This is a genomic window from Microcoleus sp. PH2017_09_SFU_O_A (assembly GCF_020738625.1).
Taxonomy (GTDB): domain Bacteria; phylum Cyanobacteriota; class Cyanobacteriia; order Cyanobacteriales; family Microcoleaceae; genus Microcoleus.
The window spans coordinates 69,941-95,241 of sequence record NZ_JAEQCF010000002.1 but is presented as its reverse complement, the minus strand read 5'-3'; the positions used below and the strand labels follow the sequence as shown (position 1 = coordinate 95,241).

The following is a 25,301-nucleotide window of genomic DNA, read 5'->3' as shown; positions in this document are numbered from 1 at the left end:
TTGAAACCGCGTCTACACGAACAAAACCCGCCTTCGCGGGTTGAAGAATGGGGAGCAATGAGCAAATTTCAGTTATTCGATGCAGTATGTTTAACCGAAGCAGTCGCCCTCGGTGATGGCGAGATTGCACCGCCAGAAACAGCCGGGGCAATTGTTGAGGTATTCAAAAACGGTGAAGCCTATTTAGTCGAGTTATTTGGCGGATGGGTGAAAGCAGAAGTTGGCGGAGATTTTGTTACCGCAACTCAGGATGAACCAGAATCATTTATGGAAACGATAGGTGTTGAAACGGTTTATCCGCATCAGTTGCGATTATACAACTGACGCATGGGCCCAGAAACCGGGTTTTTGTGAAAATACTTCGTTGTGGCGAGTAAATTCGTTAAAAACCCGGTTTCTTTGTCGGAGTGCATAAATTCCGATCGACCTATTATATCGACCTATTATATAGATGAATGGGAAGGGCGATCGCATTAAGAATTTGCGCGATCGACTGTTAGGTTATTAATGGATAATTTAAAAGCCGAACATTAGCTTGAGTCCATTTGCGATCGGCTGATACTCTTCTGCGGTTAAACTGCCAAGATACCGCAATATTCGCCGGATATCTACAGTGCGTACTTGATCCAGCAATACTATCGAGTCGGCAGTTAGATTTCCCACTCCTGCCCGAAGACTTGGGTATAAAATTGGATTTTGTGCAGTCCAATCTCCTGATTGTCTGGTAATCGGCACAACAATCACAAGCTCAAAACGGATCGTACCTGTGTCGCTTGGGCTCCCCACTACTACAGCAGGGCGTCTTCCTTGTTGTTCGTGCAGTGCAGGCGTTTGAGGAGGGAAATCAACGAGTAAAATATCGCGGATGTTGAATGTATTAGTCACGCTTATTACTTTACCCTTTCGTCTTCAAGAATAACGGCACCTACTCCCGGTATATAGCGCACAGGTTGACCAAGTTTCATCGGATCTACATCTCCCCAATCATAGGGGGGAATTTCATTATCGACGAGGTAAAGTTGGCGCCAAGGCGATTTTGCCAATGCTTCCTCGGAAATGTCAGGAAAAAACATAAGCACTTCTGCGATACCGACTGGAAAACCATTGAGTTTGCTCAAGCCATCTATAATGGCGGCTAAGACGGATAAGTCTAGGTGGCTGAGGTTTTCTGCTTTTTCGATCAGTTGGTATACGGTTTCAGGATTGAGTGTTTCGCCGACAGCTTCGATTAAGTTTTCGGGGGTGAAGCCTCGACATTTCAAGTATTCGGCTAGTTGTAAGCGAATTGTACTCATGGGTTTAGTGGAGAAAGATTTTAGGGTGAAGGGCGATCGCCCTTTACCATTGTCTTATTTTTTGGATGGTAAGGGCGATCGGCTTTTTGTTAAATTCCTAGTCTATCCGTAACATATTCGCGATCGTGACAATCTGCGTGTGATGAACCATCGTTATCCCAAGGATTTGGCTGACAATCAAGTTCGTACTTCAAGTCATCTATTTCCTGTCGCTGTTCTTGGATAGTTTCGTCCTTGTCATCAAGCAGACTGCGGATACACTCTGCCCAAGCGGGGTTTAACTCCTCCAAAGCAGAGAAGATCGGAGTCAGGCTATGCTTGGCATACAATAGTCCATCTTGTGGGTTATAATTGTCGAACATATATTTCAAAAGTTGGGTTTAGTTGTGTGGGTCTGACGTTTACAGGTCAAATCAACTTAGCTACCTAGCTAAAACGAGGGCATTGTCTGAATTAGTAGTTCAGGCGGGCCTTTTTCGTATCAGGATAGGATTCGGTATTGCGAAAAATCCAAGATTGCAAAAAATACAAGACATTAGAGAGTTCTTATACTTGGCAATTTGAGGAGTTTTTGTCTTCTTTTGTCTTTTAAGACTTTAACACTGGCCAGCAGAATTGGCAACTATATTTTGTGCCAAATATCGATAAATATAAACCTCTCTACCTGATATCAGCGTCAATCCAATCTGGGAAATTTTCCCAATATTGGGAATAATGACTTGAAAGATTGTTGAGTTAGGTATGCTAAAGTTTAGATCGCTCCTCTATCCCATTTCCTCTGCGTCAAGGGCGATCGCCCAAAACACCACCAAAAACCAACTACTTGCTCAATACCACAGCATCCGTACTGCTAGCAAAAGCCGGATGAATAAACTCCTCCTTCTCGAACAGCGTGATGAAACCCTGATCTACAGCTAGCTGCATCACTTCCGTCAAAAATCCTCTGAGGGTATCTAATACTTGAGTGCGATCGCATTCAAACACCTTTTCCCAGCACGAAGTCCCAAACTCGATCCAAGTGCAGTTAATCTTATTGTCGATCGGTAGCAACATAATAGTAAACCAACTCTCACCAAAGTCTATTTCTATTGGTTTACCTTGCGATAGCTTCGCAATTTCCTTGGGAAAGTAATTGTCGATCATCATACAGATATCTGGATCTAAAAACACCTCTTTTTGAGCATCACCTATTTCTATGAAAACTTTATGGTTGTATTCAAAACAGAAACATCGCCATCCCATTTCAAAATGAGAAAGCTCTCCTAATGGATCTTCTGGAGGTTCTGCCCAGTCTTCTAAGAAACGCTCTCCTAATTTAAAATTAAATTTTTGACCGCTATTCATGGCTGCTACTCCTATGTTAGAACTTCGCGCTCTCCCGATTATGCAAAAGTATGAAAATATATGATATTCGATCGCACTTACAGATTTTTGCTCAAACGCTTCGACTATACACAAGTTTGTAAAGAATTTTTAAATAGATCGCCACTTTTCGGTATTTATGTTAGTGTAAGGCCAAGTCAGGGAAGCACAAAAAAATGATTGCTGTTTGGTTTGATGAAAAATTTAGCAAGCTGACAATATTACCCAATAATTGTATACTATGAAACGGAATTTATTAATCCTGACTTTAGGCGCGATCGCACTTTTTGGCTTGCCCAGTTGCTCAACAAACGCCAGTACCTCCACGGCTACAACGGTTGCAACGGCAGCAGCGCCAACTGATGCCTCGCTCAAAATCGGAGGTTCAAGCAGCACAATAGGTGTGATTCAGACGCTAGCGACTAATTATGAATCCACCTCCCAAAACACCAAAATTACTCAGTTAGAGCCGGGACAATCTGAAACAGTGATTGCAGGAGTCAAACAACAACTTATTGATATTGGTGCAATTTCTAAAACATTAAAGCCCGAGGAAAATGATGGCACATTAGAGTTTCGTGAAGTCGCCCACGATGCCCTTCTCGTTGCTACTCATCCCAGCGTCAAAGGGGTGAAAAACCTGACCACTAAAGACCTCAAAGCCATTTACAGCGGCACCTTGACCAACTGGAAAAAACTGGGCGGGCCCGATGCTAAGATTGTGGTACTCGATCGCCCAGAAGATGAATCTGCCAAACGCCTCCTCCGCAAACACTATCTCGGAAAAGATTTGAAGAGTTCACCGCAAGCAGTAGTGTTCCGCAAAGAAGGAGAATTAATCGAGGCGATTCAAAGCACTCCCTACAGCATCGGTACTTTTTCCCTGGCTTACGCCATTTCCCATAAACTACCCGTAAACCGTCTTAGTCTCAACAATGTTGAGCCTACAGCCGAAAATGTCAAAGCAGGCAAATATCAAATGGTACGCCCGATCGAAATTCTTTGGCATAAAAATGCTTCGGAGTCTACTCAAGGACTGATTAAATACATTTTTAGCCCGTCAGGAACCACTGCTTTGGAGAAGTCTGGGTTTGTTGTTAGTAAATAGCATCAACTTGAGCTGCGAACCTAGTGTCAGCTTACTGATGAGTTAACAATCTTCTCGATCCTTCTCTATCCAGCTTTGTTAAGAAGGGACTAGACGATCGATTCCCCCTTTTTAAGGAATATTTACTGGTATCGAGAGTGCGCGGTAAGCTAGATTTATTAAACAACTTGACGTTTAAATTGACACTACATGGTTTTAGCTACACTCAATCCTAGGTTGAAGTAGATATGTTACAGGGCTTCAGATATGTGCGACTCCCAATCTCAGTCAAGCTGTTGTCTCCTTTGTTGGTGGCATTCCTTAGCCTGTGGACTTTCGGAACCCTGGGCTTTGGTTATTTTGCCAGAAAGAACTTAGAACAAACGGCGCACAAGGAGATAGAAGATAGGGCTACTTTACTCCAACAAGATCTGAAGCAAAAGCAAGAATTGCTCTACTTAAAAGCTCGTTGGGTGAGCGAGGACAGGAATGTAATCAGGGCCGTTGCTGCGGGCGATCGCCCTTTATTGCTCCGTACCATGTTACCAATCCAGGCATCCTTAAAACTGGATTTGATCAGAATCGTAGACACAAATGGTGAACTCTTAGTATCTTCGCAGCAGGGAGCACTGACACAAGCAATATTAGAAGATACTGCCATCAATCGTGCGGCTCGTGCTGGACTAAGTTTATCGGGCATTCTGCTGGCAGAAAAAGGGGCTGTACCCTCCCTGGTGGGATTGATCTCGATCAAATCTTCTACACAAATTTTGGCTGGTTTGGTTGTGGGGGGTGCGATTGACGACGCACTACTTCAGCAAATTCGCGGTAACACATCCATGCACTTAGTTGCATTCCAGGGCGATCGCATAACTGCTTCTACTTTACAGCTTAATCGCGATCGACCCTGGCAAGCTCCCCAGCCTGAATCTCTACCTAAAGTCGCAAAGATTGCAGGCGAAAACTACTTGATTAAAACGATCGGGCTACCAGGATTCGATCGCGCAACCCTCAAAATCGCCGTACTCAAGTCTGTCATACAAACCGAACAAGCAGAACAAAAGTTGTGGTTTGTGGTGGGTGGCTTTGGGCTGCTGGGAAGTTTCCTGGTGACGGGAGTGACACTCTGGGGATTTCGCATCACCCAATCTCTGGGGCGTCGGATTCAAAGCCTAACCCAAGCAACCCAGCAATTAGCCCAAGGCGACTTAACGACTCGCATTCCAGTCAACAACGAAGATGAAGTGGGGATTCTGGCACAATCATTTAACGTTATGGCACAAGAGCTAACAAATCGCGATCGACAACTAAGCCAACAAATGCAGCAATTAGAAAGCACGCTGAAAGAATTGCATCGTACCCAGAGTCAGATGGTGCAGAGTGAAAAAATGTCAGCACTAGGGCAAATGGTAGCAGGCGTAGCCCATGAAATCAACAATCCAGTTAGCTTTATTCACGGCAACATCACATACGTCAATCAATATACACAAGAACTGCTGCGATTGCTCAATTCATATCAACAGCACTATCCGAACCCTCCCCAATCGCTGCAAACAGAACTAGATGATGTGGATCTAAATTTTCTGAGTGAAGATCTCACCAAGGTACTGCATTCGATGCAAGTAGGCTCCGATCGCATTCGGGAAATTGTAATTTCGCTCCGCAATTTTGCTCGCCTGGATCAAGCAGAATTGAAGTTTGTCAATCTGCATGAAGGCATTGATAACACATTAATGATTGTGCAACACCGCATCAAAGCGACAGCACAACACCCAACCATTGAGATCGTAAAACAATATGGCGATTTGCCGCAGGTAGAATGCTATGCAGGACAACTCAACCAAGTATTTATGAACCTGCTAGTAAATGCGATTGACGCCTTGGAGGAGAGCAACCGAGGGCGCAGTTTCGATCAGATTGCCACCAACCCGAACACGATCTGCATTACTACCTCTCGCACGGAACCAAATCAAGTGCAGATAGTGTTTGCCGATAATGGTGCAGGTATTCCAGAGAATGTGCGATCGCGCCTATTTGACCCTTTCTTCACCACCAAGCCAGTGGGAAAGGGAACCGGGTTAGGCTTATCTATTAGCTATCAGATAATTGCTGAAAAGCATGGCGGAAAATTATGGTGCGATACTGCACCAAACTGCGGCACAAAATTTATCATCGAGCTGCCAATATCGGGCAACCATCAAGTTCATTAGGGAAATAATTATAGCACTTATGGTGTAACATGAGTTACGCTTAGGTAATTGATAATTGGCAATTAGCAATTGCTCTGAAGGTCTGTAGTGAGGACTTTAGTCCGCATTCACCTGAGGAATAAAATCAAATCCGGTAGCATCCGAATTATGTAGTGCGAGCGTCTCGCTCGCGAGTGGATCGCGAGCGAGACGCTCGCACTGAACGATTCAAATATATAATTCCGATGCTACCGGAAACGATATAAAATCCGAACGAGCGAACCAATTTTAGGATGGCGATTCCAGCGAAAATGATATGATTTAACCTTAACAAAAACGGTTCGTATTGCCCTTCATTTTGTGTTTGGGCTGCGGACTGAAGTCCGCACTACGAACCTTACTGATTGCGGTCATTCGAGCGGAGGCTATATCACTTAACCGCAACCTACTAATAAGGATTACGGCGTGGGATTGGGATAATTCGCGTGTACCGAATTGATTTCTGCTACGATATCTCGATCGAGAGTCACCTCCAAACTGCTAAGATTTTCCTCAAGTTGTGCGATCGATGTTGCACCGATAATTGTGCTAGTTACGAACCAACGCGATCGCACATAAGCCAAAGCCATTTGCGCCGGACTCAAACCGTGCGATCGCGCAATCTCAACATAGGCTTTCACGGCATCGTTCAGATTAGTTTTATCGTAACGTTGACCGAATCCTGCGAACAAAGCCAGTCGGGAATTTTCCGGGATTCCATTTAGATATTTACCCGTTAAAAGTCCGAAACCCAAGGGACTGTAAGCCATCAATCCCACATTTTTAAATCTGCAAGTTTCTGCCAAATTCATGTGAAAAGTCCGATTGCTCAAACTGAAAGCATTCTGAATCGAAATAACCTTCGGCAAATCGTGTTTTTCGGCTAATTCGCAAAACTCGCAAACTCCCCAAGGCGTTTCGTTGCTCAAACCCAAATAGCGAATTTTGCCAGCTTTAATTAAGTCAGCAAATACCTCTAATTGTTCCAAAATCGGTACGGTTTCGTGTTCTTGGGCGATGTCGTAATCTGGCGCACCAAATAGGGGCACGTAGCGATCGGGCCAGTGGATCTGATAGAGGTCGATGTAGTCTGTTTGCAGGCGCTTCAGGCTGTCGTTCAGGGCTTTTTCGACATTTGGGCGATCGATCTGATTTTTCCCTTCCCTAATCCACTTCAATCGAGTGCTTCTCCCCGCCACTTTAGTAGCTATAATGACTTTATCCCGCTGCTGTCGCGCCAACCATTCGCCGATATATTCCTCGGTTTTGCCCTGAGTTTCGGGTTTTCCCGGCACCGGATACATTTCTGCCGTATCGATAAAGTTGATGCCTCGGGCGATCGCAAAATCGAGCTGTTCAGCCGCTTCTGCAACCGTATTCTGCTGGCCGTAAGTCATCGTACCCAAACAGATTTCAGATACTAATAAGTCGCTGTTACCTAGTTTTTTGTATTCCACGATCTCAATTGCCGAAAAATTATCTAATTCTATCTTACCGAAAAACCTTGATTTAATATACAGCTCAGAAAAGTGAGATCGGCTTTCTCCTCTATTCCTCTTTTTCTCTGCGATCTCTGCGCCCTCTGCGGTTAAAAAAAATAAAATATCTCCGCAATTAAGTGCTAATATAAATAATTACTCTCCCTCCGATGTATGAGCAGTCGCCAGCCAAAAGTTCCATTTGTAAACCTTTACCTGCAACACCAACCAATCGAATCTCAAATAGCAGCAACACTTGCAACAATTATCCAGCACGGAGACTTTATTTTAGGTGAAGCACTGGCAGAATTTGAAACAGCCTTTGCAGCAGCTTCTGGAGTAAAATACGGCGTAGGAGTGGCTTGTGGAACTGATGCGATCGCCCTTGGACTCCAAGCTTGTGGCATCCATCCGGGCGACGAAATCATCCTCCCAGCCAACACATTTATCGCTACTATAATTGGTGTGATTCAAGCCAAAGCAGTACCTATTCTGGTAGATTGTGACCCGGAAACCGCCCTGATTGACCTCACAGCAGCCGAAACAGCAGTCAGCTCAAAAACTAAAGCAATTATCCCCGTACACCTCTACGGTCAAATGGTATCGCCTAGGGAAGTTTTAGATTTTGCTAGCCGCCACAAATTAATGATATTTGAAGATGCGGCACAAGCCCATTTAGCCGAAAGAGAAGGATACCGTGCAGGTTCCTTTGGTAAAGCAGCAGCATTCAGCTTTTATCCCAGCAAAAACCTCGGCTGTTTTGGCGATGGTGGGATGTTAATTACTAACGATGCAGAAATCGCACAAAAAATGCGAACTCTCCGCAATTACGGAGCACCCAGCAAATATTTGCACGCAGAAATCGGCACCAACAGCCGCCTCGATAATTTGCAAGCCGCCGTGCTCAATTTGAAATTGCCTTACTTGGAAAAATGGAATCGCGATCGCACCGACGCCGCTCAATACTACAATACTCTACTAGAACCCCTGAAACCCAAAGGCATTGTACCGATCGCCAATCACAGCGGCACAGGTCACATTTATCACCTCTACGTAATCCAGATTACTGACAAAAGCCCGTTACGGAAGCCCTCCCCTACGGGGGCTACGCCAACGAAGAGGATCGCCCGCAACACCCTTCAGGAACATCTCACCCGAGAAGGCATCCAAACAGGCATCCACTATCCCGTACCTTGCCACCTGCAACCAGCCTACCAAAACTTAGGCAATCCGGGCGACTTCCCCCACACCGAAACCCTGTGCGAACAAATTTTATCCTTGCCAATGTATCCCGGATTGAGCAATACTCAGATCGAGCAGGTTGTAAGGGCGATCGAGAAATCAGTTGACAGTTGACAGTTGACAGTTGACAGTAGGAAGAGTTGACAGTTGACAGAAGAAAGACGCAATACTGAAGGAAGACGCAATACTCTAGATGGAAGAAGACATATAGCGGTTATCACAAACATGAGGTACGTTGTTGGGCTTGGGCCCTCTTAGTTTAACTGGTTGTATAAGCTGTCAGTCATACCTCATCTTTTTGAAAAAGGCTATATACAGTAAACTGTTTAGCGATCGGTATTTTACCTTTAATTAAGTTAATTTACTTAATTGTTTATAAAAGTTATGGTGAGGATGTTGCAAGCCATAGAGTAGAAATCTCAAAGCGTTGGAGTTGGGAATTAACAAATCTTTAACTCACCGTTCAAAATCGCTTTCGCGTTGCGAATCCAGCGCGGCCATGTCAAAACTTCTCAAACCATGCAAATCCAGCGCCGAATTCGCATTGTTCTCAAGCGATACCTCATGGGGGAAGGTATCACGGTACTCCTAGTGCTGCTTTACGCCCCCCTGCTAGTACACTGGTACGACGGCTGGTTCAACAAAAACATCAGCATCGAACACGAATATTTCAGCCACGGAATAATTGGTTTACCCTACGCCGCTTATATTGCTTGGACAAACCGAAACTGCTGGCGGCGCTTAGGCGACTCGCCACATCCTTTGGGAAGCTTTTTGCTGTTAATAGCAACGCTTTTTTATCTGAGTCGCTTAAGCGATTTGGTGAATTTATCTCTACCACTAATGCTAGCCAGTATTTGCTTGTCTTTAAAAGGATTTTCCGGCTTAAAATTGCAAGCAATGCCGCTTTTGTTCGTATTTTTTGCCTCGCCAAATCACATTCCTTACCTCATAGAACCCTACGCCTTGCCGTTACAGCACTTCATTGCTCAAGTATCAGGCTGGATCTTAATTAAAGTCGGTCTGAACGTGAGAATCGAAGAAATTTATCTGTACGTAAACGATCGCATTGTCGAAGTCGCCCCTCACTGTGCAGGCTTAAAAATGCTGTTTACCAGTCTTTATGTCAGCTTAATTTTGATAGATTGGACGGGAGTTTGGAGTTCCCAAAAAAGAAGCATTTTGTTTTTAGTGGCCACATCTATCATTAGCATCACTTCCAACATTCTCCGCAACACTTTGCTGACTTACTTTCACGGAACCGACAGAGAGAGACTTTTTACTTGGTTGCACGCCGGATGGGGCGGAGACTTGTATTCTGCTTGTATACTAGGCTTATTGGTACTTCTCATCAACGGGATGGAAAAGTATTTCCCAAGCCAGCCTGCCGATTAATGAAACAAATGATTTCAGCACGGAAACTACTGCGGCGCTACCAAGTATCTAAAATTGTGGTACTGGTGTTTTTGCTGGTACTGGTTGCGGGAGTAGCAATTCCTGGCTACGCGACGGGAAGGTGGCCTTGGACAAATCCGCCAACAGTTACAAACCTCAAGCAGTTAAAAAGTTTGCGCCAACACGGGATGACACTTCCTGACTGGGAGGTGATCCGCATCCAGAATAACCTTCAAATTGGCGGACACAGATGGTTAGTTGAAGAAATTAAAAATCATCAAACAATTGCCATTTTATTGCTAATGCCTCAAAATTCCCCCAAAAACCAGCCGCAAGTAGAATGGCTAGATATTGATGGATTTCACCGGTGGCAAACAGATTCTCATCGCACTTTGAGGTTTACAGTTAAATTAGCGCCAACATCCGACAAGCCCTCACCTACTATCGAGACGAGGTTTTTCCGAAGCTGGACTTCTCAACAAACTTTTGCTGTCGTGCAGTGGTACGCTTGGCCTAATGGGGGTTCTCCAGCAACCAGCCGCTGGTTTTGGGAAGATAGCATTGCGAGGCTGTCGAACCGCCGCGCCTCTTGGGTTGCTGTCAGTATCATAGTTCCCATCCAACCGCAGGGCGATATTAAGATAGTTGAACCGCTGCTGGAATCTCTGGGCCAAAGTGTTCAGACTCAATTAATGGCAGAAATTTTCTGAGTTTAATCAAGAGGGCGATTGAAATCGCTTCTACACAAACAAAGACCGCCTCCGCGGGCTAGAAGAATCAAGAGGAAAAGTTAAACGAATTTGGTATCAAGAGTAGATATTTATAGTTGAGAATTGCGGAGATGAAACTTAAAAAACAGCGAAACATTGAAAATATTACCCTTTTTTATTATTTCAAAATGCCGGATAAATTCATAATTAGAAATCGCGTCGCTTTTTCCTTGGCTGGCCTGTATTCAAGTGCTTGGACTCTATCTTTCGCTGCTGTATTGTGGGGCTTTAACGGCAAGGTTTTTTCAGAAACGGCTTTAGCCCAATCTGTTGTTCCTAGTTCTGAGCGACTTGTGCCGCCACAGCCACTGCGCGTACCGCCACCGCCACCTACTAATTTCAACAGGGAAATTAACCCAGCTTTTCGGAATCGGCCGTACCGCCTGGGCCCGGGAGACCAGATTTCCGTTCAAGTTCAGCGCTTTCCAGAGCTAAATTTTACGGGTGCAATCAGCCCTGAAGGGGTAATTGTACTGCCGCTAATCGGCACAGTAAATGTGCGCGGCCTTACCGTCGAAGAAGCACAGCAGCGCCTCCGCGAGCGCTTTACTCAATTTATCAAAAATCCTCAAGTCTCGGCTGCTTTGCTCGTTCAGCGCCCGGTAGTGGTGACGGTGACGGGGGAAGTGGCCAGGCCTGGTTTTTATCCGCTGCAAACTCCGCAGCTTCCGGCGGCTTTGGCTGCTGCTGCTGGGACGACTCCGACGGCTGAACTGCGGGCGGTGCGGGTGCGGCGGACTTTGCCGGGTGGTGCTGTGGCTGAGCAAGTTGTTGATATTTTGACGCCGCTGCAAACTGGTATTGCTCCGCCGGATTTGCGTTTGGAAGATGGAGATGCGATCGTCGTACCGTATAAACAGGTTACAGCCGATCGCAAGTCCGATCGAGATTTAGCATCCAGATACAGCCTAGCCGCTGCCGCTGTCCCCGTTCAAATCACAGTCACCGGAGAAGTCAGCAAACCTGGTTTTTACACGCTTCCGGCGGGTTCAGGTCGAATTTCCGCCGCTTTGACGATTGCGGGGGGAGTCACGGGAAAAGCCGATTTACGAGCCGTGCGAGTGCGACGGACGCTGGTGGATGGCTCCTCGGTGGAGCAACCCCTCGACCTCTACACTCCCTTAGCAAAGGCTAACGATTTGTTTGATTTTCCTTTGGCCTCGGGAGATGTGATTGTCATCCCAGAATTGGACGCTAGTATCAAAAACCTAGACTACGACAAAGCTTTGGTGGCGCGTTCTACGCTGATGAAGCCCAAGATCTACGTTCGAGTTTTGAGTTACGCTAGTGGTAGTTTGACCTCGTTTTACCTAGAAAATGGCAGCAAGTTTTTGGATGCTATCAACAACTTGCCTGTGAATCTGGCTGATTTGCGGAAAATGGCCTTGATCCGGTTCGACCAAAAGCAAGGTAGAGCAATCAACCGCAAGATAGATGCAAAAGCTGCTTTGGAGGGCAATGTTTCTCAGAACCCGATGCTGGAAGATAATGATGTGATTGTGATTGGTCGGAATCTGGTAGAGCGTATTGGTTATGTTCTCAATACCTTTACTCGACCATTCCGGGATACTTTGGGATTTATTCTGTTTTTTGAGCAGTTGAGAAATGGGGTAAACAATCTGTTTGGGCCATCCAACAACAATAATAATAGGTAGTTAGTGGTTAGTTGTTAGTGGTTAGTTGTTAGTGGTTAGTTGTTAGTTGTTGTTAGTTGTTGGTTGTTGGTTGTTAGTTGGTAGGGGCTGTACCCCGTGCCAGCCCTCAGTTGTAAGTTGTCAGTTGTCATTAGTCAGCAGTGCTGTCCCCGATCGCAAAAATCAGTCATTGGTCATTGGTCATTCAGTAGGTTGTTACACATAAACACGCTTAGGGAGAGGCGGTTTTGTACTCGTAAACTCGCTTCTATCAAAGACTGTTAGCTAAACCCGCCGAGACAAGATACTACAGCGGTTCTCAAAAAAATGAGGTATGCCCTGTTTGCCCAATGCCCTGTTTGCCCAATGCCCTGTTTGCCCTGTTTGCCAATGCCCTATTATGCACGTCTGGTACCTCAGATGGGAGCTCAAAAGGCTATAGTTTTTTTTCCATCACCTACTTAGTTAGGATTTATAGTTAGCAATTCTTCAATCTAAAATCTAAAATCTAAAATCTAAAATAGTTATGACTTTATCAGTTGTCAAACGTTATTTGATTGCTTTTGACCAATACAAGTGGGTGGGACTAGCCACTCTTGCGGTGACTGTGGGCGTGTCCGGAGTAGTTGCCGTGCAGCCAAATCAGGCGCCGGTTTACGTTGCTAAAGGTACGCTGGCCTACAGCAAGCCGACCGTGATTTTTTCATCAACCACTACCAAGATTCAACAGGAAGGACAAGAAATAACTAAAGATAAGTTGCTCAATCAACAGGTCATCCAAGCAGCCGCCAAAAAACTCATTAAAGCAGAAAACAAATTAAATAAACAAGCAGCAGAACTAAATTCAGAAGAATTGAACGAAAAAGTAAAAATATTGACTAAAAAGCTGAAAGACGGCGTGGAGATCAAGATGCCGACCAAGAGTAATGACCCCAGTGCTTTGATTCAAGTATCGTACAAAAATGCCGATCGCCAAAAAGCAGAAAAGCGAGCAGAGGCGTTGATGAACGAAATGGTGATTTACAGCGAAAATTCTAATAATTTCAGCGTCCGAAAAACGATCGCCCAAATTAACCAACGCTTGCCGAAAGTAACTCAGGAACTCAGAGAGGTGGAAGCAAAACTTGAATCCTACGAAAAACGAGAAGAAACTTCTATTTTAGCAGTTCAGAGCGGTACTTTGCCGCAAGCGATTATCGCCACCGAACAGCAGCAGCGGCAACTCCGGGTGCAGTTGGGAGCAATAGTAGCTCAAATTAAAAGCTTGCAGGAACGCTTGGGATTGAATGGAGAGCAAGCTTACGTGGCTCAAGCACTGTCTGCCGATCCAATTATTGCACAACTGCGAGTGCAACTGTTTTCGATCGAATCTCAGCTCAAAATTCTGCGTAGCGACTTGCAGGAGGAACACCCGAAAATTGTGGAATTGCTCAAACAAAAACAAGCTTTTGAGCAGCAGTTACAGCAGCGACAATCGGAGGTGCTCGGGGGGAACGGGGTGGCGGCTCCACTCAGAAGTGCCGATCGAATTCGGATAGACTCTTCTTTAGACCCGGCGAGACAGCAGCTAGCTCAAAGTTTGATTGCTTTACAAACGCAGCGGGATGTGGTGCAAGAACAACTCAAAGGAGTAGAGAACACTGAACGACAATTGCGCCAGGAATACGCGAAAATCCCCAACAAGCAGTTAGAACAAGCGCGGTTAGCCCAGCAAGTGGCGCTGAAAAAAGCTCTCTACGATAAGATGCAGGCGGCTTTGGTAGATGCTGAGGCGGCGAGAGCTGAGACAACGGGGAGTTTGACAGTCGCCCAGCCTCCCAAAATTGATGACGTTCCGCCAAACAAGAAAGGTTTGCCGGTGATGCTGGCGGTGGGCGGATTTGTGGGATTGCTGCTGGGCGGCGGGTTCATATTTTTGTTGGGAATGCTCAACGGGAAGTTTTACAGTTGGGAAGAAGTGCGGGCGGCTTTGGTGGAAAAAGAGGTGCCAATACTGGCTGTTTTGCCTGAAGTGATTGTGTTTGATTCCTATGGGGAGGAGATGCCGCTGGCTTTGGAACCCAATTCGCCCTATTTAGAGTTTTACGAGCGGTTGCGGACTAATTTGCGCCGAATTGGCGAAAAACCTGTAAAAGTGGTGTTGCTGACTTCGGCGGCGCCTTTGGAGGGAAAGAGTTTTAGTGCTTACAATTTGGCAATTGCGTCGGCTCGATCGGGTAAACGGACTTTGTTAATTGAAGCAGATTTGCGATCGGGTTCTAATGTGGAATCTTTGAAAATAGCTGCGGATCCTCTGGCGGCGGTGGAACCTTTGCACTATTACGGCAATATGAGCGAGTGCGTTTTGTTGGTTCCAGAGGTAGAGAACCTATATGTCGTGCCGAGTCCGGGCAGTTTGCGGCAGGCTTCGGCGGTACTGGAATCGAGCGAAATGCGGAGGTTGTTTGAGGATGTTCGCAATCGCTTTGATTTTGTGGTAGTGGATTCTCCGGCGTTGAGCGAGTGCAACGACGCGCTGACGCTGGAACCCTATACGGACGGTATAATTTTGGTGGCGCGGGCTGGTTATACTCTGGCGAGTATGTTGTCTGAGGCTGCGGATCAGTTGCTGGAATCTGATGATGAGGATTCGCACAAATCGGGGCCGCGGCTGTTGGGGGCGATTATTAATGGTGCTGATATTGCGGTGAAGTACCGCAATGATATTGATGAATTCGAGTTGCCTTTGAGTGCTGTGAGCGATGGGGCGATCGAAGTGCGATCGAGGCAATTACCGCAGCAGTCAAAGTCAAAAAACAAAGCTATTAATAGTAAATTCAACTAATTTTACATTCGATAGCATCTCAGTTGTGCAGAGGTACGTAGTTGCGCTTCAGCGCTCCTGGCATTTAAGGTACGTAGTTGCGCTTCAGCGCTCTTTAAAAAACAGGTACGTAGTTGCGCTTGAGCGCTCTTGGCCTCTACGGTACGTAGTTGAGTTAGGATCGCAAATTAAATAACTTACAATTTTAATTATTATTGTGGGATGGGCGTCCCGCCCGTCTTTCCGGGACGGGCGGGACGCCCATCCCACTTTCAAGAGTGGAAGTTATTTAATTGTGATTCCTTAGCTAGAGGGTTCGCATCCCAACTACATACCGTAGAGGTACGTAGTTGCGCTTCAGCGCTCCTGGCATTTAAGGTACGTAGTTGCGCTTCAGCGCTCCTGGCATTTAAGGTACGTAGTTGCGCTTTAGCGCTCTTGGCATTTAAGGTACGTAGTTGCGCTTTAGCGCTCTTGGCATTTAAGGTACGTAGTTGAGTTAGCTAGAGAGCTCGCATCCCAACTACATACCGTAGAGGCACATAATTGGGCTTGGGCCCTCTTTTGATTAAAACCCACTAACGCAAATTGCTATTGATACTCCCCAGCCCGCTCCGGGACGGGGATTCTTGAAGAGTCCAGATACGAACTTTCAAGGGCGAAATCAAAGCGCCCCTACCCGCTCAGCTTAAATAAATCCAAGCTTTGCGTATACTTTTAGCTTTCTATGCTTTCGGAGTCCATCACTAATGCCAAAGATACGGTACGCTCAACAACCTGCCATTATTTGCCCTTTAACTGTTCCGAATCGAAGTCGGATATGTCCGTTGCCTGGATTTCTCAGAACTAGGATGTCTCAACACGTAGATGGTTATTCTTACTTACTGTTCCATTGTATCACAAATACTGAAGGCGGTTGAAACCGCCACCGACTTATCCCCGTGTCGGTAGCCCGGGGCCGGGCGGGCTCGTCCTTCGGTCAAAAGAGCTACTTAGGCAAATTGGTTGTTCAACGCAACGAAACCAGGATTAAGCTTCGAGTCTGTGAGTGAATTCAACCAGCTATCGGCGACACCGAAGTTGGAGACTGAGTTGGAATTAATCCCGACATTAGAGGCTCCGATTCCGCCACCCAGTAGCTCGTCGGCGATAGATTTGTTCACCAAATCTGCTCTTCCCTGCGCCGGAGCCCCAGACAAGCTGGAAGTCTTTCGCAGGCCACCGTTGAGTAGCTCGTCGTTTGTCAAAGTGAGACTACTTGCCGTTCTATTCCCAAATTCTGAGTCATTATCGACGATCGTCAGAACGGCGCTACTTTGGGTTCCAATCGTGGCGCCTGTCGGGTTAACCAAACTTAAATTGACAGTTTCGTCAAGCGGAACGAAAAAGCCATCCGGGAAAAGGTCATCGATAATGGGAATAGTGATGGTTTTGGGTGTTGAATCCCGATTGGCAAAATTGACAGCGATCAAACCATTGCTGTAATCAGCAGGGGCTGTAGCAGTACCATCGGTCAAGTTGACAAAAGCTGAGACTGCACCGAGATCGCTGCCAGTGCGAGTGACTGTCACTGCTGCAACGGGCGTTCCATCTTCGTTGACACTGAAGAAAGGGGCACTAAATTGCAGGGTGCTGTCATTGTCTACGATCGTCGTAATGGCTGTGCTTTGCCCTCCAATCGTCGCATTTCCTGTCGGGTTGACCAAACTTAAATTGATAGTTTCGTTTGGCTCCACCAAAGTGTCGTTGACAATGGGAAGATTGACGATCTTGGGTGTAGAATCCCCAGCGGCAAAATTGACAGCGATCGGAGTATTGGCGTAGTCACCAGGGGCGATCGCAGTTCTATTAGTGAGGTTCACAGTAGCTGAAACTGCGTCAGCACTACTACCAGTGCGAGTGACTGTCACGGCTGCGATCGGTACGCCATCTTCTCTGATCCTGAAGGTAGGGGCGCTAAATTGGAGGGTGCTGTCATTGTCAATGATGTCGAAAGTGGCGGTACTTTGGGTGCCAATCGTGGCATTGCCTGTCGGGCTGCCCAAAGTTAAGGTGAGATTTTCGGTAGGCTCTACCAAGGTGTCGTTGACAATGGGAATGCTGACTGTTTTGGGTATGGTGTCCCCAGCGCCAAAATTGACCAAGATCGGAGTATTGGCGTAGTCAGCAGGGGCTGTAGCAGTTCCATCTGCCAAACTGACGGTGGCTGAGACTGCACCGGTACTAACACCAGTGCGAGTAACTGTCACGACTGCAACGGGTGTTCCATCTTCATTGGTGCTAAAGGTAGGGGAACTAAATTGCAGGCTGCTGTCATTCTCTGCGATGTCCAAAATGGCGGTACCTTGGGTGCCAATGGTGGCATTGCCTGTCGGGCTAACCAAACTTAAATTGATTGTTTCGTTACCCTCCACCAAAAGGTCGTTGACGATCGGAATATCGATCGTCTTGGGTGTGTTGTCCCCATCAGCAAAATTGACAAGGATCGGAGTACCGGTGTAGTCAGCAGGGGTTGTAGCAGTACCATCAGCCAAGTTGACGCTGGCTGAGACTGCACCAATATTACTGCCAGTGCGAGTGACTGTCACGGCTGCGATCGGTACGCCATCTTCTCTAACCCTGAAGGTAGGATCGCTAAATTGTAGGGTGCTGTCATTGTCTAAGATGTTCAAAGTGGCGGTACTTTGGTTGCCAATAGTGGCATTGCCTGTCGGGCCAACCAAACTTAAATTGACTGTTTCGGTACCCTCTACCAAAGCGTCGTTGACAATGGGAATGGTGACGACTTTGGGTGTAGAGTCCCCAGCGGCAAAATTGACAGGAATCGGAGTACCGGTGTAATCACCAGGGGCGATCGCAGTACCGTTGGTCAAATTCACGTTGGCTGAGACTGCACCAGCACTACTGCCATTACGAATGACTGTCACTGCTGCAACGGGCGTTCCATCTTCGTTGACGCCAAAGGTAGGGGAACTAAATTGCAGGCTGCTGTCGTTGTCTACGATGTTGACAGTCGCGGTGCTTTGGGTGCCAATGGTGGTATTGCCTGTCGGGCTACCCAGAGTTAAGTTGACAGTTTCGTTACCTTCTACCAAAGTGTCGTTGACGATCGGAATATTGACCGTTTTGGGTGTGGTGTCGCCAGCGGCAAAATTGACAGCGATCGGAGTATTGGCGTAGTCACCAGGGGCGATCGCAGTGCCATCGGCCAAGCTGACGGTGGCTGACACAGCACCAGCACTACTGCCAGTGCGAGTTACTGTTACGGTTGTGATGGGGGTTCCATCTTCGTTGACACTGAAGCTGGAGCCACTGAATTGCAGGCTGCTGTCATTGTCTAGGATGTTCAAACTGGCGGTACCTTGCGTTCCAATTGTCGCACCGCCTGTCGGGTTAACCAAACTTAAGTTGACTGTTTCGGTACCCTCTACCAAGGTGTCGTTGACGATCGGAATATTGATCGTCTTGGGTGCAGAATCGCCAGCGCCAAAATTGACCAGGATCGGACTATTGTTGTAATCAGCAGGGGCTGTAGCACTACCATTGGCTAGGTTCACAGTAGCTGAAACTGCTGCGGTACTGCTACCAGTGCGAGTGACTGTCACGGCTGCGCTCGTCGTCCCATCTTCGTTGACACTAAAGGTAGGAGCACTAAATTGCAGAGTGTTCGCAGGGGCAGTGTCATTGTCTATGATGTTGAAAGTGGCTGTACTTTGCGTCCCGATTGTGGCATTGCCTGTCGGGCTACCCAAAGTTAAGCGGATATTTTCGGTACCCTCTACCAAAGTGTCGTTGACGATCGGAATATTGACGACTTTGGATGTGGAGTCGCCAGCGGCAAAATTCACCAGGATCGGAGTATTGCCGTAGTCACCAGGGGCTGTAGCAGTACCATCGGCCAAGCTGACAGTGGCTGAGACTGCACCAGAGGCTACACCTGTGCGAGTGACTGTCACTGCTGCAATGGCCGTCCCATCTTCGTTGGCGCTGAAGACAGGAGCACTAAATTGCAGGCTGCTGTCATTGTCTGCGATGTCCAAACGGGCGGTACCTTGCGTTCCAATCGTCGCACCACCTGTCGGGTTAACCAAACTTAAATTGACTGTTTCGGTAGCTTCGAGCAAAGTATCGTTGACGATCGGAATATTGATCGTCTTGGGTGCAGAATCGCCAGCGGCAAAATTGACCAGGATGGGAGCATTGTTGTAGTCAGCAGGGGCTGTAGCAGTACCATTGGCCAAGTTGAGGCTGGCTGAAACTGCTGCGGTACTGCTACCAGTGCGAGTGACTGTCACGGCTGCGATCGGTACGCCATCTTCTCTAACCCTGAAGGTAGGAGCACTAAATTGCAGAGTGCTCGCAGGGGCAGTGTCATTGTCTACGATGCTCAAAGTCGCAGTACCTTGTGTCCCAATCGTCGCACCACCTGTCGGGCTGCCCAAAGTTAACTTGACTGTTTCGGTACCTTCCACCAAAGTGTCATCGACAATGGGAATGGTAATAGTCTTGGATGCAGAATCACCAGCGGCAAAATTGACCAGGATGGGAGCATTGTTGTAATCACCAGGGGCTGTAGCAGTACCATTGGCTAGGTTCACAGTAGCTGAAACTGCTGCGGTATTACTGCCAGTACGAGTGACTGTCACGGCTGCGATCGCTGTCCCATTTTCGTTGACGCTGAAGGTAGGAGCACTAAATTGCAGAGTGCTCGCAGGGGCAGTGTCATTGTCTACGATGCTCAAAGTGGCAGTGCCTTGCGTCCCAATCGTTGCACCACCTGTAGGGCTGCCCAAAGTTAACTTGACTGTTTCGGTACCTTCCACCAAGGTGTCATCGACAATGGGAATGGTAATAGTCTTGGGTGCTGTGTCCCCAGCGGCAAAATTGACAGGGATGGCAGCATTGTTGTAATCACCAGGCGCTGTTGCAGTTCCATTGGTCAAGTTCACAGTAGCTGAGACTGCGCCCTCGCTACCACCCGTGCGCGTCACGGTTACGGCTGCAACCGCTGTCCCGTTTTCGTTGACGCTGAAGGTTGGGGCACTAAACTGGAGGCTAGGCTGATTTGCCGTGCCTTGATAGTCAATCTTCCGCACCAGGTAGTCGGAACTATCGTCTTTGAAAGAGCTGGCGGTGTAGGCAGCGGTGGGGCTATCGTAGGGTTTGGCGGAGAACCGCAGTTCGTCAAAAGCAGTGTTGGTGAGAGGCTTGGCTTCTATCTTGAATTGGAAACTGCCATCGGTGCGATCGCCAGTGAAAGTCACTCCATCTGCACCCGCAGTAATCGCTTTTGGAGCGATCGGAGCGTTGAGACGAGTGATCGTAAAATTGCTGGCGGGTACCAGAGTCCCATTATTAAAGATTTGTAGCAAACCAACTTCATTACCTTGATCGCCAACTCCTGGGCTAGTTTTGGGACCCAAGGTGCTAAGGTCGATCGTGGCGCTAGTGATATTTTGGTTATCTGCCCATTTCAGCTTCAGCGCCTGAGATTGATTTGTGTTGGGATTATAGTTGATTTCCGCTCTAATTTTAGTGGTGTCGGTGAACCAACCATCATAGGAAGATGGGACACCAATACCAGGGCTACTGCCATAACTCAACCAGCTTTTAGGATTTTCATTAGTTGGTAAGGTGAGATTGGCGATCGCTTGAGGATTAAGGTAATCAGTTTCCACGCCATCAAAAGCTATCCCAGACAGTTTGATACCTTGATTCTGGGCAGCAGTCGGCCATTTTGTAATTAGGTCATTGACGCTGGTGAAATTAGTGGGTTGACCCAAAGAACCATTCAATGGAGTAGGCATAGCTTCTGTTTTGATAGTAATTAACGATTAGAAGTGACTGAAAACCAGAGAGTTTGGCTTTCTTTATAGTTATCGGTCACGATATGAAGTGTTTCATCGTCAATTACTGCGATCCGGATAAATTTCAGATAAATTTTTCAGCAATGCAAATAGCGGGTTTTCCACATACGTAGGGGAGAGTTTAAATAATTGTCAAGATACGTGAATTTACGTATAATAATTATCAAAATATGTGAAGGTGTAGTTAGACGGCAGCGGTGTTCTCTCTGGACTCTGAAGGTGAATACCGTTGGATTAAAGTTTTTTATCATTGCGAGGAACAAATTATTTGTAGGGTGCGTCAAAGTAAAGATCGTATCCAAAAAATATCGAAAATCTCACAGCTACGCACACCCGCGACAATATTTGAGCCAACAAACCCAAAAATTGTTTGGTAGCAATACTTTTAAAAATTGCTATTAAAAGATGAGGTACGTTGTTGGGCTTCAGCCCTTCTTGGCTTAAGTGGTGATATAAGCTGTCAGTTATACCTCATCTTTTTGAGAAAGGCTATATATATTTGAATCGTTGAGCGTGCGAGCGTCTCGCTCACGATTCAGGCCGCGAGCGAGACGCTCGCACTACATAATTCCGATGCAACCGGAAATGATATAAAAACAATACGCTTGGGTTAGAGGTTGTCCGAAGAGAGGAACGATTGGCGAAAACTAACATTCCTCGCAATGACCGAAATAGGTTACTAATCCCTAAAATCGCGTACTATCTAACACCCCGTGCAAACCAGCGCCGCATCAACTCAACCTGAAAACAATAACCATCACCAACTTCCTCAATCAACTCCCGTTGCAGAAGCAAACCGACAGCATCAAAATCATCAGGAAACTCTTGTAAAATAGTTTCCCGACTAACGATTCCCCCTTCCCCTTGTGCAGCCAAAAACTGCAAAATAGCTAATCCTGCCGCATCTACTTGATTGCTTTGAATATCTGCAAAGAAGAAACTGCCAACACTTAAAGCCTCTGGGATTGCTGCTTCCACATCCGCTAAAGTTGCCAGTCGGCGGATAGAGGGAATTTGCTCGTTTTTGAGAGCGACAATTTCAGCGCAGAGGAGTTGTATTAGGAAAGGGTGACAGCGGGTGAGTTGCAAAACTCGATCGACCGCATTCGGTTCGTAACGCAGGGTAAAATCTTGGACGGGTTGCTCAATTAGTTGACGCGCTTCTGGTTCTTTTAGGTAGCTGATATGAACGACTTGGACATTGATTAAATAGCTTGCCCAACGCTGAAATTCTTCTATGGTATGACTACCAGCTAGCATTACTTTGAAGCGGGGACGATGTTGAATTAGGTGACGCAACATTCCCAAAACATCTTGCTCGTCGAAACGTCCTTTTCTGATGGCATCATCTAGCGCCTCGAATTCATCTAAGGCAAGCAGGGCAATATTTTGTGCTAGGGCTGCTTCTACTTTGTCCAGCCATTCATCAAAGCGGGTGAAAGGGTCATCTTGCAGTGTTTCGCGATCGAGAGATGGGAGAGTTAACGCGCTTTGGCGCTTCGCTGAGTTTGTCATACTCCTAGCGATATTGTAGAGAAACCCAGCAGAATCACTTGCTGATGAAACTGGGCTTTGCAAGTCTACAAACATGGGAATAATATTGCTCGGTAGCAAGCGTCCAAGGTTGTTGAGTAGGGAAGTTTTGCCCATGCGCCGTTGACCGTACAGTAGCAAGGGTGGGCGGCGGCGGTCTAGGAGTAATTGCTCGATGCGCGTGCCGATATCAGTACGCCCGGTGAAGATTTCCTGCTGTTCTGTCAGGGGTACGCCGATGATATAAGGGCTGTCAATTTCTTGGCGAAGTTCGACTGCTTCTGCTAGTTCTCGTATATGGTTGGTGACTATTTCCGACCAATTGGTAGCAATGGGGCGAAAACGAACAGAATATTTATCGCTGCTGCGGGTGAATTCTCGTATTAAATTGTTTAATTTTTCTGCTACCGAACTGAGAGCTAAACGCTGGTTGTAAGGACTTTTCTGGTTGAGGGCTGCATCTACGTCTTGGCTGATATAACTGAAGCTACTGAGTATGGTGCTGACTTGACTGTTTGGTTCGCCGATCGATATACTGCGGTGAGCGTTACTTATGGCTGTTACGTCTGCACAGATTTCTAGCCTTTGTACATCCTGTTTAATCTTTGTTAGCCGATCGGACGATCGCCGATAGCTAGTATATCCAAAAAATATAAGTAAAAATGCACAAATGACTGCAAATACATAAAACATTAAAATATGAGCTAGCAATAAATTAATGCAGCTCGCTAAAATTGCTGTGTTAGATTTGCGTTAGGGAAAAAGAGAATAGAGTGCCCAGTACCTTTAGACTCTGGACACCCACGCTCCCCCTGAACATTACCGTTAAGCTACCGTTCAGAAGCTTTGATTAAACTTTTGAACAATTGGAGAGCTAAATGGCTAATTTTTATCGACCACTGTTAATTGTTGCAGTGGTGATTTGCGCCATCTTGAATGACGTACCTTTTAATGATCCAGTCGTGTTTCCCGTTATCATCCAATTACTCATGCCTATGGAGGATAGGAGCAAGGGCAAGGATGACGACAAGCATGAATAGCAACAGTGTGAATCGTTGAACTACTTTTTGTAATCAAGACCAGCTAAGTAAGGTGACAACTTACTTGGCTTTTTTGTTTTACACGATTACACCGCTTTAAACGAATACAGTCTGTTTTCGTTAATACATATTTGTATTATACATTTAGACGTGACTGACTTAAAAGTTTATGAAGTTGACTTGTGACTGACTTGTGACTGACTTGTGACTGACTTGTGACTGACTTATTGTTAACAATGAAATTATTGCATAAATTGGCTCCGCAAGACCGATTGCCAGCCCCCTAGAGGCAAGAGGCGGTTTCAGCCTCAAAATTATCCAACTTAACTGCGCGATAGCTTAGCTTATTTCTAGCACCATCTAGTAGCAAAAGGTGAGTAAATGATTCAGCTTTAGAGGCAAATTAGTTCTCACGGCATTTACTTTTTAAAATGAGCGAATAGCTTTATCTGTTGCAAACCTTCTTCATGCCAATTATCCCCTGTTTCCCCATCTTCCAGACTAAATAATCGTTCTCTACACAGGATTTGCATCAGCAGAGGCCAGCATTCACTTTGATTCAAAATCCACTCGACATCCTCATCGGGAAAAGGAATGGGCGAACTGGCTATCAACTCCCGTGCTTCTTCTTCAGTCATAGCTCCCAGAGTTGTAGTATATCCAAAAATATTGAAAAAAGGCGAACTATGTCCGGTGCTAGTCGCTAATTCAATCGGTGATTCAGGAGCAGCTAAAACAAACCCTAGATTCCCATTTGTTTGGTTGGTTGCTAAAGAACGCAAACTTTCCCAAAATCCATCATCTAATTCCGGACAGCGTTGTAAACCGACACCAATTTCGTCTAGTAAGATGACTGTCGGCTGATGTAAATTACGGCTAACTACATCCATAAATCTATCCAAGTCGCAAGGATTAGGCACTGCCATTTTCAGGGATTCTAAAATATATCGCAGCAGCCCTTCCCGATTCTGAAGTCGCGAATCTTGAAAATCTACGAATATCCAGCGATAGTTTTCTGGATTGGGCAACCAGTCAGATTTTTGATTGGGACGTAACTGTTCTATTGATGTGGTGGTAATGTTTTTTAAGTATTGCAGTAGAGAAGTTTTACCGCTGCGCTTTTTGCCGATAATGGCCGCATTTTGCAATGGAAGGCGTTTGAGCAAATTGAATAGGCGTTTGAGTTCTTTCTCGCGTCCAAAGAAGCAGCGCGGATGGGTGATGGGATTCCCAGTTATAAACGAAGAAGTTTCCTCAAAGATTTGTTGTGAATTAGGCTGAGGTGACTGAGGATTTGTTATTTCTAGAGTGGCAATGGTGTTCCACTTAAACCCCAATTTCTCGCTAATTTCAACAAAATTTCGATAATCAACAGGTTGTCCCGCCAGAAATTTCGTGACAGTAGATCGGGATAATCTCAATGTTTCAGCCAAATCCACCTTACTCGCAAAGCCCCTCATCACTACAGCCGATTGGACTTGTTCAATGCACCCTGGAGAAACTCTAAGCGATCGCCCCATAATTATTATCAGCAAATAATATTTATTCGATCGTTAATCTGCAATAT

16 protein-coding genes are annotated in these 25,301 nt (G+C 46.3%); 8 read left to right on the top strand and 8 right to left on the bottom strand.

Annotated features, from left to right (window positions below; translation table 11 throughout):
* Nucleotides 1–324, top strand: coding sequence for a DUF4926 domain-containing protein (locus JGK16_RS01260; protein ID WP_293174203.1), 324 nt, complete (start codon nt 1–3; stop codon nt 322–324).
* Nucleotides 325–516: 192 nt separating this feature from the next.
* On the opposite strand, the gene JGK16_RS01255 is transcribed toward JGK16_RS01260, so the two are convergent.
* From JGK16_RS01255 to JGK16_RS01240, 4 genes are all read right to left on the bottom strand, one after another.
* Entirely contained in the window at nt 517–885 is a 369-nt protein-coding gene (locus tag JGK16_RS01255) for a type II toxin-antitoxin system PemK/MazF family toxin (protein ID WP_293174206.1), read from the bottom strand.
* A gap of 5 nt (nt 886–890) precedes the next feature.
* Nucleotides 891–1,295 (bottom strand): hypothetical protein, encoded by a 405-nt coding sequence (locus JGK16_RS01250; protein WP_293189349.1) that lies wholly within the window; start codon nt 1,293–1,295, stop codon nt 891–893.
* An 89-nt stretch (nt 1,296–1,384) separates the two neighbouring features.
* Nucleotides 1,385–1,657, bottom strand: a complete 273-nt coding sequence (locus JGK16_RS01245; protein WP_293174212.1) for a hypothetical protein — start codon at nt 1,655–1,657, stop codon at nt 1,385–1,387.
* A 457-nt stretch (nt 1,658–2,114) separates the two neighbouring features.
* Entirely contained in the window at nt 2,115–2,639 is a 525-nt protein-coding gene (locus JGK16_RS01240) for a hypothetical protein (RefSeq protein WP_293174214.1), read from the bottom strand.
* A gap of 259 nt (nt 2,640–2,898) precedes the next feature.
* Here JGK16_RS01240 and JGK16_RS01235 point away from each other — a divergent pair, with 259 nt between their 5' ends.
* Complete coding sequence (locus JGK16_RS01235) at nt 2,899–3,765, top strand: substrate-binding domain-containing protein (protein ID WP_293174217.1); 867 nt, start codon at nt 2,899–2,901, stop codon at nt 3,763–3,765.
* A 227-nt stretch (nt 3,766–3,992) separates the two neighbouring features.
* Nucleotides 3,993–5,954 carry an ATP-binding protein gene (locus JGK16_RS01230; protein ID WP_293189347.1) on the top strand — a complete coding sequence of 654 codons (1,962 nt, stop codon included), beginning with the start codon at nt 3,993–3,995 and terminating at the stop codon, nt 5,952–5,954.
* Between the two features lie 437 nt (nt 5,955–6,391).
* Here JGK16_RS01230 and JGK16_RS01225 read toward each other — a convergent pair whose 3' ends face one another.
* Entirely contained in the window at nt 6,392–7,429 is a 1,038-nt protein-coding gene (locus JGK16_RS01225; RefSeq protein WP_293174223.1) for an NADP(H)-dependent aldo-keto reductase, read from the bottom strand.
* A 195-nt stretch (nt 7,430–7,624) separates the two neighbouring features.
* Between JGK16_RS01225 and JGK16_RS01220 the strand changes: the two genes are divergently transcribed.
* From JGK16_RS01220 to JGK16_RS01200, 5 genes are all read left to right on the top strand, one after another.
* On the top strand, nt 7,625–8,806 hold the full coding sequence (locus JGK16_RS01220; RefSeq protein WP_293174226.1) for a DegT/DnrJ/EryC1/StrS aminotransferase family protein: 1,182 nt from the start codon (nt 7,625–7,627) through the stop codon (nt 8,804–8,806).
* Nucleotides 8,807–9,211: 405 nt separating this feature from the next.
* Nucleotides 9,212–10,087, top strand: a complete 876-nt coding sequence (crtB, locus tag JGK16_RS01215) for a cyanoexosortase B (RefSeq protein ID WP_293174229.1) — start codon at nt 9,212–9,214, stop codon at nt 10,085–10,087.
* Nucleotides 10,087–10,797 carry a cyanoexosortase B system-associated protein gene (locus JGK16_RS01210; protein ID WP_293174232.1) on the top strand — a complete coding sequence of 237 codons (711 nt, stop codon included), beginning with the start codon at nt 10,087–10,089 and terminating at the stop codon, nt 10,795–10,797. The genes crtB and JGK16_RS01210 overlap by 1 nt, the downstream gene beginning before the upstream one ends.
* A 131-nt stretch (nt 10,798–10,928) precedes the next feature.
* A complete protein-coding gene (locus tag JGK16_RS01205; protein WP_293174235.1) occupies nt 10,929–12,512 on the top strand; it encodes a polysaccharide biosynthesis/export family protein in 1,584 nt (527 codons plus the stop codon).
* A gap of 505 nt (nt 12,513–13,017) precedes the next feature.
* On the top strand, nt 13,018–15,315 hold the full coding sequence (locus tag JGK16_RS01200) for a tyrosine-protein kinase domain-containing protein (RefSeq protein WP_293189342.1): 2,298 nt from the start codon (nt 13,018–13,020) through the stop codon (nt 15,313–15,315).
* Nucleotides 15,316–16,286: 971 nt separating this feature from the next.
* On the opposite strand, the gene JGK16_RS01195 is transcribed toward JGK16_RS01200, so the two are convergent.
* The 3 genes from JGK16_RS01195 to JGK16_RS01185 form a co-directional block, all read right to left on the bottom strand.
* Nucleotides 16,287–21,101 carry a Calx-beta domain-containing protein gene (locus JGK16_RS01195; protein WP_293189340.1) on the bottom strand — a complete coding sequence of 1,605 codons (4,815 nt, stop codon included), beginning with the start codon at nt 21,099–21,101 and terminating at the stop codon, nt 16,287–16,289.
* 759 nt (nt 21,102–21,860) lie between these two features.
* Complete coding sequence (locus tag JGK16_RS01190; protein ID WP_293189338.1) at nt 21,861–23,387, bottom strand: AAA family ATPase; 1,527 nt, start codon at nt 23,385–23,387, stop codon at nt 21,861–21,863.
* A gap of 766 nt (nt 23,388–24,153) precedes the next feature.
* Nucleotides 24,154–25,269: an ATP-binding protein gene (locus JGK16_RS01185; protein ID WP_293174244.1), complete on the bottom strand. Its 1,116-nt coding sequence runs from the start codon at nt 25,267–25,269 to the stop codon at nt 24,154–24,156.
* Nucleotides 25,270–25,301 lie beyond the last annotated feature (32 nt).

Coding starts and splice junctions, on each gene's coding strand:
- JGK16_RS01210 (WP_293174232.1), top strand. CDS start 10,087: ATGAAACAAATGATTTCAGCACGGAAACTACTGCGGCGCTACCAAGTA.
- JGK16_RS01205 (WP_293174235.1), top strand. CDS start 10,929: ATGAAACTTAAAAAACAGCGAAACATTGAAAATATTACCCTTTTTTAT.
- JGK16_RS01230 (WP_293189347.1), top strand. CDS start 3,993: ATGTTACAGGGCTTCAGATATGTGCGACTCCCAATCTCAGTCAAGCTG.
- JGK16_RS01245 (WP_293174212.1), bottom strand. CDS start 1,657: ATGTTCGACAATTATAACCCACAAGATGGACTATTGTATGCCAAGCAT.
- JGK16_RS01220 (WP_293174226.1), top strand. CDS start 7,625: ATGAGCAGTCGCCAGCCAAAAGTTCCATTTGTAAACCTTTACCTGCAA.
- JGK16_RS01250 (WP_293189349.1), bottom strand. CDS start 1,295: ATGAGTACAATTCGCTTACAACTAGCCGAATACTTGAAATGTCGAGGC.
- JGK16_RS01195 (WP_293189340.1), bottom strand. CDS start 21,101: ATGCCTACTCCATTGAATGGTTCTTTGGGTCAACCCACTAATTTCACC.
- JGK16_RS01240 (WP_293174214.1), bottom strand. CDS start 2,639: ATGAATAGCGGTCAAAAATTTAATTTTAAATTAGGAGAGCGTTTCTTA.
- JGK16_RS01190 (WP_293189338.1), bottom strand. CDS start 23,387: ATGTTTTATGTATTTGCAGTCATTTGTGCATTTTTACTTATATTTTTT.
- crtB (WP_293174229.1), top strand. CDS start 9,212: ATGCAAATCCAGCGCCGAATTCGCATTGTTCTCAAGCGATACCTCATG.
- JGK16_RS01235 (WP_293174217.1), top strand. CDS start 2,899: ATGAAACGGAATTTATTAATCCTGACTTTAGGCGCGATCGCACTTTTT.
- JGK16_RS01200 (WP_293189342.1), top strand. CDS start 13,018: ATGACTTTATCAGTTGTCAAACGTTATTTGATTGCTTTTGACCAATAC.